An 8,134-nucleotide genomic window follows, 5' to 3' on the forward strand; every position below is an offset into this window, starting at 1 on the left:
CATGATGCGGCGTGCGGCCGTCACCGCGGCACTCGTCCTGAGCCTGGGCATGGTCGCCGCGTGCGGCGACGACGAACCCGCGGACGAGACGTCCGGCGGCGCGGCCGCGGGGGCCTTCCCCGTCACGATCACCCACAAGCTCGGCACGGCCGAGATCGAGTCCCAGCCCAAGCGGATCGTCGCCCTCGGCGTGGTCGACCAGGACGCGCTGCTCGCCCTCGGCGTCATGCCCGTCGGCATGGCGGAGGTGACCGGAGTCCAGGACGACGGCCTCGCCCCCTGGACCGCGCCCAAGCTCACCGGCTCGAAGCCCACTCTCCTGAAGGCGGGGGAGGCCGGTTTCAACCTGGAGGAGATCGCCAAGCTGCGCCCTGACCTCATCCTCGCCGCCGGCGACTTCTACATCGACAAGGCGTACGAGAAGCTCTCCGAGCTCGCGCCGACCGTCGCGTACCAGACCGGCCCCGCCGAGGACGCGTGGCAGCAGATCACCCTGCAGGTCGCCAAGGCCATCGGCCGTCCCGAAGACGGCAGGGCCCTGGTCGGCAGGGTGGACGGCCAGATCGCCCGGGTGAAGGACGAGCGCCCCGAGTTGAAGGGCAAGGAGTTCGCGTTCACGAGCATCTTCCCGAACGGCAACATCGCCGTGATGAAGTCCGAGGAGGACACCAGCGTCAAGCTGCTCAGCCAGTTCGGCATGGTGCTGCCCGAGTCGCTGAAGAAGCTCCCGGGTGAAGGCTTCGCCGCCGAACTGAGCATGGAGAAGATCCCGGCGGTGGACGTGGACGTCCTGATGAGCCACTACAACGACGACCCGGCCACGCAGAAGAAGATCGAGGACAACAAGCTGTTCGCCGACCTGGCCGTCGTCAAGCGCGGCTCCTACGTGCCGCTCGACCTGAAGGCGTTCTGGCCGCTGCGCAACCCCAGCCCGCTCGCGGTCCCCTACGTCATCGACCGGGTTCTGCCGAAGATCGCCGCGGCCGCCGCCAAGGCCGGGGCCGCCTGATGAACGAGTCCGCCTGATGAACGAGTCCGCCTGATGAACGAGTCCGACCGATGAACGAGTCCGACCGATGAACGAGTCCGCTTGATGAAAGACGCCGGAGGTGCGTGTGCAGACCGCCGTCCATGACGTGGTGGGCATCGGGTTCGGCCCGTCCAACCTGGCCCTCGCCGTCGCTCTCGACGAGGAGCGCGGCGGGGGCGTGGACGCGGTGTTCTTCGAGAAGCAGCCGGAGTTCGGCTGGCACCGGGGAATGCTGATCGACGGGGCCACCATGCAGGTCCACTTCCTCAAGGACCTGGTGACGCTCCGCAATCCCGCCAGCCCGTACTCGTTCCTCTCCTACCTGCACGCCAGGGGACGGCTGGTGGACTTCGTCAACCACAAGACGATGTTCCCCACCCGGGTCGAGTTCCACGACTACCTCGAATGGACCGCCGCCGCGTTCGCCGACCGCGTCCGCTACCGGTCCGAGGTGGTCGCGCTCCGGCCGCACGACGACGAGACCCTCGAAGTCGTCGTGCGCCGCGACGACGAACTGGAGACGCACCTGACCCGCAACGTCGTCATCGGCGCCGGGCTGGAGCCCGTCCTGCCCGAGGGCATCCGGCCGGGCGAGCGGATCTGGCACACCGAGGACCTGCTCACCCGGCTGGACGAGCGCCCCGGCTGGACCCCGAAGAGGCTCGTCGTGGTCGGGGCGGGGCAGAGCGCCGCCGAGGCCGTCGAGTACCTGCACCGCACGTTCACCGAGACCGAGATCTGCGCGGTGTTCGCCCGGTACGGGTACTCGCCGGCCGACGACAGCGCGTTCGCCAACCGCATCTTCGACCCCGAGGCCGTCGACCACTACTACGCGGCGTCCGACGACGTGAAGCGGATGCTGTTCGAGTACTCCCGCAACACCAACTACTCCGTCGTGGACCTCGACCTCATCGACGAGCTGTACCGGCGCGCCTACGCCGAGAAGGTCGCGGGCGCCGAACGGCTCCGCATCCTCAACGTCTCGCGCGTCCTGGACGTCCAGGACGACGCGGGCGGGCTGCGGGCGCGGATCGGGTTCCTGCCCAGCGGCGAGGTGACGGACCTGGACGCCGACGCCCTCGTCTACGCCACCGGGTACCGCGAGCGCGACCCGTTCGACCTGCTCGGCGAGGCGGGCCCGCACTGCCGGACCGGCCCGGACGGGCGGCCCGTCATGGAGCGCGACTACCGCATCGCCACCGAGCCGGGCCCGGAGTGGGGCGTCTACCTGCAGGGCGCCACCGAGCACAGCCACGGCATCGCGTCGTCGCTGCTGTCCATGACCGCCGTGCGCACCGGGGAGATCGTCGGCTCCATCGTCCGCCGCACCGCCCGCGTCGCACCGGGCGTCCTCCAGAAAGGGGCATGATGACCAACCCGTTCGACGACCCCGACGGGACGTTCCTCGTCCTGGTCAACGACGAGGGACAGCACTCCCTGTGGCCGGAGTTCGCCGAGGTCCCGGCGGGCTGGACGGCGGCGTTCGGGCCCGCGTCCCGGGCCGACTGCCTCGGCCACATCGACCGCGCCTGGATCGACCTGCGCCCCCGGAGCCTGACCGCCTGAGGTCAGGCGGCCTTCGGGAGCGGCGGGCGGGCGCCGAAGAACTCCACCATCATCTCGCTGGCGTACCCGGGCCACTCGTGGCCGCCCTCCTGTTCCGTGCAGAGCGCGACCAGGAGCGGCCCCGGGCCGGTGCCGACGCAGCCGTCCGGTCCGCCCGGCACCGGCCACGACAGCGCGGGCAGCCCGTTCAGCCACCGCCAGTACTCCATGGTCATCTGGACGGGGAAGAACGGGAACTCGACGCCCGCGTCCATGTTCCCGCCGCCGTGGTAGGGGACCGAGATGTCCGACGTCCCGTGGAACGCCAGGACGGACGTGGGATGGCCGGGAGTGCAGCCGATGGCGAGGGCGCCGGACACCACGGCGATCCCCGCGACCCGCGCCGAGCGCTCGCACGCGTACCGGTAGGCCATGCCGCCGCCGTTGGAGAAGCCGGTCAGGAAGACCCGGCGCGGGTCCGCGACGCCCTCCCGCACCAGCGTGTCGATCAGCGCGTCGAGGAACGCGACGTCGTCGACGCCCGACCAGCGGGCGAACCAGCAGCACGCCCCCGCGTTCCACGTGCCGAGGAGGCCCTCGGGGTAGGCGACGGCGTAGCCCGCCTCGTCGGCGACCTCGTCGAGCCCGCTCTGCCGCCGGACGTACTCGGGGTCGTTGAGGCCGCCGTGCAGCGCCACGATGAGCGGCCGAGGTCCTCCGGTCTCGGCCGCGCCGGCGCGTTCCGGCGGGAGGTGCAGCAGGTAGCGGCGATCCCAGTCGCCCATGGCGATCGTGCGCTCGGTTGTTCCTGGGGGGTCCGCGGACGCCCCGGCGGGCAGGGGGTGGGCGATCAGCGTCGCGAGGAGGGTCACGACGACCGTCGCCGCCCGCGCGGCGATCTTCATAGCGCGATCAAACGCCCGCGGCGCCGTCCCGGCTACACCGCCGTGCGCACAAACGGCCGGCAGGTTTTGGCAGCGGCGCATAGCCGGACGGGCGTCGCTGCGAACCGGAGCCGCGACCTTTCGCCGCCGCCCGGTCTCCGGGTCCTTTCGAGAAATGGCCGGGCACTGGTCCCGGGGGAGCGGTATTCGCCCATATGCCTTGGTGGACCACGGGGGCCGCTCGGGTCACGGCCGGGTGTGTGACATATCACCGCGTGTAGGCGCTGTGCATGGTGAGAGCCGGATCACGGCGGTGCCGGCGGGCCGGTGTGCAGGAGGGGGGCCCGCGCGTCAGCCGCGCGTCCCGGTGACCTGCCGGCGGGTTGGACGGTTCCGCGGTGCCGGGGCGGACGCCGCGGGGCCCTCCAGCCCGCCGGCCCGGGTCCCTTCCGGAGCCGCGGCCGCCCGGCGGGCTCAGGCGCGGACGATCTCGGGGCCCTCGGCGGCGAGATCGGCGGCCAGGTCGGTGTCCAGCCCGGTGTCGGTGATCAGTACGTCGATGTCGGGCAGGCCGGCGAACCGCACCAGATGGTCGTGCCCGATCTTGGTGCGGTCGGCCAGCAGCACCCGCCGCCGCGACGAGGCGATCATCGCGCGCTTCACCGCCGCCTCGGCCTGGTCGGAGGTGGTCAGCCCGCGCTCGACGGAGCAGCCGTTGGTCGCCATGAACGCGACGTCCACCCACAGGTCCGCCAGCGGGCGCAGCACCCAGTCGTCCACGGTGGCCAGCGTCCGGCCGCGCACCCGCCCGCCCAGGATGATCACGGTGAGGTTGGGACGGGCGGCCAGCACCGAGGCGTGCGGCGGCGAGTTGACGATCACGGTCAGCTCGCGGTCGGTGGGCAGCAGCTGGACGAACCGCGCGGTGGTCGTCCCGGCGTCCACGATGATCGAGCCGTCGGCCGGCAGCTCCTCCAGCGCCGCCTTGGCGATGCGCTGCTTCTCCTCGGTCATCACCGCGTCCCGCGCCGCCAGTTCGGGCTCGAAGCCGAGCCGCTCGACCGGCATCGCCCCGCCGTGGACGCGGCGGACCGTCCCGGCCCGCTCCAGGACGGTCAGGTCGCGGCGGATCGTCTCGGTGGTCACCGAGAACTCCTCGGCGAGCGCGACCACGTCCACCCGGCCCTTGGAGCGCGCCAGCGCGAGGATCGCGTGCTGTCGTTCTTCGGCGTACATGGACGCCGTCCTACCACGGCGCGGGCGCGGGCTGCTCAGACATGGTCGGGCTCCTCGGCGTCCAGGTCGCCGGCGAGCAGGCCGGCCAGCGTCTCCAGGGCGCCGGCCGCCCCGTCGCCCTCGGCGGACAGGACCACCTCCGTCCCCTGGGCGGCGCCGAGCGACAGCACGCCGAGGATGCTGCTCGCGGGGACCGGTGCCCCGTCCCCGACGCGGATGAACACCGGGACCGGCTGCTGCGCGGCGAGGTGCACGAAGATCTTCGCGGGGCGGGCGTGCAGGCCCTGCGCCGAGCCGATGACGGCGGTTCGTTCGGGCACGGCTGCTCCTTTCGGGTCGGGGTCGCGTTCAGGGCTCGATCGTCACTTTGATCGCGGCGCCCCGGGTGACGAGGTCGAGGGCCTCGTGCAGGCCGTCCAGGGGCAGGCGGTGGGTGATGAGGTCCTCCACCGGCACCTGGCCGGAGCCGATCAGCTCCAGCGCGCGGGCGTTGTGGGACGGGCTCGACCCGTTGGCGCCGACCAGGGACAGCTCCTTGTAGTGGACGCGGTTGGCGTCCACGGAGATGACCGGGGCGTCCTTGGGCAGCCCGCCGAACAGGCTGACCCTGCCGCCGGGCGCGACGAGCCGCTGCGCCTGCTCCTGCGCGGCGCCCGACGCGGCGGCGGTGATCGCGACGTCGGCGCCCCGGCCCCCGGTGCGTTCGAGGACCTCCTCGGCGGCGTCGGCGGCGCTCGCGTCGATCGCGGCGTCGGGCTTGACGACCGCCGCGGCCCGGCCCAGCCGCTCGGCGTTGACCTCGACGAGGAACACGCGGGCGGCGCCGCGCGCGCGGGCGACCCGCACGTGCAGGCAGCCGACCGGCCCGGAGCCGAACACCACGACGTCGTCGCCCTCGCCGACTCCCGCCAGCTCCTGGCCGTTGAGGACACAGGCCAGCGGCTCGGCCACCGACGCCTCGGCGAACGAGACGCCGTCCGGGATCCGGTTCACCCCGTCCACCGCCAGGACCTTCGCCGGGACGATCATGTACTCGGCGAACGCGCCGTCGTAGTGGTACCCCATCGACTCCTGGGCGGTGCAGACCGTCATCCGGCCGCGGCGGCACTCGGCGCACTCGCCGTCCGGGATCGCGGCGATGACCTGGACGCGGTCGCCCGCCGCCCAGTCCTCGACGCCCGCGCCCGCCTCGGTGACCTCGCCCGCGATCTCGTGCCCCATCACCCGCGGCGGCGCGATGTGGTGGTGCCCGAACCGGGAGATCTTGACGTCGGTCCCGCACGTCGAGCAGTTGCGGACGCGGATCTTCAGCTCGCCGGGGCCGGGCGCCGGCTCCGGCACGTCCTCCAGGCGGATGTCGCCGGGTGCGTAGAAACGGGCGACCTTCATACGGCGTGTCCCTGTCCTGTCTGTAGCGGATCTGTGGGTTCTTCCTCGTCCCGCGGGTCGAGGAGCGCGAGTATCCGGTCCGTCTCGGCGGCCTCGCGCAGGTCGCGCGCCTTGTCCGGGTCCATGAGCACCTGGGCCAGCTCGGCGAGGATCTCCATGTGCCCGTCGCCGCGCGCCGCGATCGCGATGCAGACGGTGACGGGGCTGCCGTTCCAGTCCGTCCCCTCGGGGAACCTGACGAAGGCGAGCGCGTCCCGGTGGATGAGGTCGCGGCCCTCGTTCGTGCCGTGCGGGATGGCGACCCCCTCGCCGAGGTAGGTGGAGATCGACCGCTCCCGCTCCAGCATCGCGTCGATGTAACCGGGCTCGACGGCGCCGATGTCCACCAGCACCCGCCCGCAGACCCGGACGGCGTCGTCGCGGCCGTCCGCGCGGGCGTCCAGCCGGATCGCCTCGGGGGCGAGCAGGCCGGCGGCCCGGTCAGGCACCGATCTCACCGCCGTCCTTGATCGCCTTGACCAGGCGGTCGACGGCGGGGTCGCCGATGTAGACCTCGAACGCGATGACCGGGGCGCCGCCCGCGCCGCGCCGCGCCCGGTCGGCCAGGCCGGTGTGGGTGACGACCACGTCGGCGTCGCCGGGGATGGAGTCGACGGGCGTGTGCACGACCGTCACGTCGTTCTTCTTCAGCGCCTTGCGGAGCTGCCCGGCGAGCATGACGCTGCTGCCCATGCCGGCGTCGCAGGCGATGACGAGCTTGCGGATGTCCTTGCCGTTCATCGTGGTGCCTTTCGGACGGGGTCGTCTGGTGTCAGCCGGCGGTGGTCTCCTCGGCGACCGCCTTCTCGCCGGCGGGCTTCTCTTCGGCCGCCCCCTCCGCCGTCTCCTCTTCGGCCGTCTTCTCCTCGGAGTCGTCGTCGCCGCCGGTGCGGGGCTCGGCGAGCTTGCCGAAGCCGAGCAGCGCGGCGCCGACGCCGAAGGACACGGCGGTGGAGGCGAGCATGCCGGCGTAGACGCCGATCCAGTTGCCCGCGCCGCGCGGGGTCTGCGCGAGGTAGGCGAAGATGCTGCCGGGCGACGGGGTCGCGACCAGGCCGGTGCCCGACGCCATGAAGATCGCGACGCCGGTCATGCCGCCGGCGATCGCGGCGAGGATCATCCGCGGCTTCATCAGGATGTAGGGGAAGTAGATCTCGTGGATGCCGCCGAAGAAGTGGATGATCGCGGCGGCCGGGACGGTCGGGCGCAGCCGCCGCGGACCGAAGAACCAGTACGCGAGCAGGACGCCGAGGCCGGGTCCGGGGTTGGACTCCAGCATGAACAGCACGGACTTGCCGGTCTCGGCGGCCTGCTGGACGCCGAGCGGGCCGAGGACGCCGTGGTTGACGGCGTTGTTGAGGAAGAGCACCTTCGCCGGCTCGATGAGCACGGAGGTGAGGGGCAGCACGTCGTGGTCGACCAGCCAGCCGACCCCGTCCCCGGCCCATTCGGAGAAGGTGTTCATGACCGGGCCGATCCCCTGGTTGCCCGCGACCGCCATGGCGCCGCCGATGATCCCGGCGGAGAAGTTGTCGACGAGCATCTCGAAGCCGGGCCGGATCCGGTCCTGGACGAGGTCGTCGAACAGCTTCAGCAGGTACGCGGTGAGCGGCCCGATGATCATCGCGCCGAGGAACATCGGCACGTCGGAGCCGACGATGATGCCGACGGTGGCGACCGCGCCGACGACCGCGCCGCGCTGGCCGTGCACCATCCGGCCGCCGGTGTAGCCGATCAGCAGCGGCAGCAGGAACTTGATCATCGGGTCGACCATCTCGCCCAGCTCTTCGTTGGGCAGCCAGCCGGTGGGGATGAACAGCGCGGTGATCAGGCCCCAGGCGATGAACGCGCCGATGTTCGGCATGACCATCCCGGCCAGCTTGCCGCCGAACCGCTGGACCTGCGCTCGGAGCCCGCTGCCTGTGGGCTCTGGGGTGTAGTCGGTGGCCATCCCGGGCCTCCTGTCGATCGGGGGTGGGTGCTACGGGGGTGCCGGTGACCGGCGTTCGGG

10 protein-coding genes are annotated in these 8,134 nt (G+C 72.2%); 3 read left to right on the forward strand and 7 right to left on the reverse strand.

The features are described 5' to 3' along the window. Position 1: 1 nt before the first annotated feature. From E1281_RS13130 to E1281_RS13140, 3 genes are all read left to right on the forward strand, one after another. Complete coding sequence (locus E1281_RS13130; protein WP_207943257.1) at positions 2-1,009, forward strand: iron-siderophore ABC transporter substrate-binding protein; 1,008 nt, start codon at positions 2-4, stop codon at positions 1,007-1,009. Positions 1,010-1,109: 100 nt separating this feature from the next. Continuing rightward, the gene (locus tag E1281_RS13135) at positions 1,110-2,399 is read left to right on the forward strand and encodes a lysine N(6)-hydroxylase/L-ornithine N(5)-oxygenase family protein (protein ID WP_131877811.1); all 1,290 of its coding nucleotides are present in this window, start codon (positions 1,110-1,112) and stop codon (positions 2,397-2,399) included. Next, positions 2,399-2,596 (forward strand): MbtH family protein, encoded by a 198-nt coding sequence (locus E1281_RS13140; RefSeq protein ID WP_131877828.1) that lies wholly within the window; start codon positions 2,399-2,401, stop codon positions 2,594-2,596. The genes E1281_RS13135 and E1281_RS13140 overlap by 1 nt, the downstream gene beginning before the upstream one ends. Before the next feature lie 2 nt (positions 2,597-2,598). Here E1281_RS13140 and E1281_RS13145 read toward each other — a convergent pair whose 3' ends face one another. From E1281_RS13145 to E1281_RS13175, 7 genes are all read right to left on the reverse strand, one after another. Then, entirely contained in the window at positions 2,599-3,480 is an 882-nt protein-coding gene (locus E1281_RS13145; protein WP_165958901.1) for a PHB depolymerase family esterase, read from the reverse strand. A 453-nt stretch (positions 3,481-3,933) separates the two neighbouring features. Beyond that, positions 3,934-4,695: a DeoR/GlpR family DNA-binding transcription regulator gene (locus E1281_RS13150; protein ID WP_131877815.1), complete on the reverse strand. Its 762-nt coding sequence runs from the start codon at positions 4,693-4,695 to the stop codon at positions 3,934-3,936. Between the two features lie 35 nt (positions 4,696-4,730). Next, positions 4,731-5,015 carry an HPr family phosphocarrier protein gene (locus E1281_RS13155; RefSeq protein WP_131877817.1) on the reverse strand — a complete coding sequence of 95 codons (285 nt, stop codon included), beginning with the start codon at positions 5,013-5,015 and terminating at the stop codon, positions 4,731-4,733. A 28-nt stretch (positions 5,016-5,043) separates the two neighbouring features. Further along, on the reverse strand, positions 5,044-6,084 hold the full coding sequence (locus tag E1281_RS13160; RefSeq protein ID WP_131877818.1) for a zinc-dependent dehydrogenase: 1,041 nt from the start codon (positions 6,082-6,084) through the stop codon (positions 5,044-5,046). Further along, the gene (locus tag E1281_RS13165) at positions 6,081-6,581 is read right to left on the reverse strand and encodes a PTS sugar transporter subunit IIA (RefSeq protein ID WP_243716921.1); all 501 of its coding nucleotides are present in this window, start codon (positions 6,579-6,581) and stop codon (positions 6,081-6,083) included. The genes E1281_RS13160 and E1281_RS13165 overlap by 4 nt, the downstream gene beginning before the upstream one ends. Continuing rightward, positions 6,565-6,864, reverse strand: a complete 300-nt coding sequence (locus E1281_RS13170; RefSeq protein WP_131877820.1) for a PTS lactose transporter subunit IIB — start codon at positions 6,862-6,864, stop codon at positions 6,565-6,567. The genes E1281_RS13165 and E1281_RS13170 overlap by 17 nt, the downstream gene beginning before the upstream one ends. Positions 6,865-6,895: 31 nt before the next feature. Then, on the reverse strand, positions 6,896-8,074 hold the full coding sequence (locus E1281_RS13175; protein WP_131877822.1) for a PTS mannitol transporter subunit IICB: 1,179 nt from the start codon (positions 8,072-8,074) through the stop codon (positions 6,896-6,898). Between the last annotated feature and the right edge of the window lie 60 nt (positions 8,075-8,134).

It is taken from the genome of Actinomadura sp. KC345 (assembly GCF_004348515.1).
In the GTDB taxonomy this organism is placed as follows: domain Bacteria; phylum Actinomycetota; class Actinomycetes; order Streptosporangiales; family Streptosporangiaceae; genus Spirillospora.

What these genes read in the sequence shown, in the direction of transcription:
- E1281_RS13130 (WP_207943257.1), top strand. Translation starts at nt 2, where the DNA reads ATGATGCGGCGTGCGGCCGTCACCGCGGCACTCGTCCTGAGCCTGGGC.
- E1281_RS13140 (WP_131877828.1), top strand. Translation starts at nt 2,399, where the DNA reads ATGACCAACCCGTTCGACGACCCCGACGGGACGTTCCTCGTCCTGGTC.
- E1281_RS13145 (WP_165958901.1), bottom strand. Translation starts at nt 3,480, where the DNA reads ATGAAGATCGCCGCGCGGGCGGCGACGGTCGTCGTGACCCTCCTCGCG.
- E1281_RS13150 (WP_131877815.1), bottom strand. Translation starts at nt 4,695, where the DNA reads ATGTACGCCGAAGAACGACAGCACGCGATCCTCGCGCTGGCGCGCTCC.
- E1281_RS13160 (WP_131877818.1), bottom strand. Translation starts at nt 6,084, where the DNA reads ATGAAGGTCGCCCGTTTCTACGCACCCGGCGACATCCGCCTGGAGGAC.
- E1281_RS13170 (WP_131877820.1), bottom strand. Translation starts at nt 6,864, where the DNA reads ATGAACGGCAAGGACATCCGCAAGCTCGTCATCGCCTGCGACGCCGGC.
- E1281_RS13175 (WP_131877822.1), bottom strand. Translation starts at nt 8,074, where the DNA reads ATGGCCACCGACTACACCCCAGAGCCCACAGGCAGCGGGCTCCGAGCG.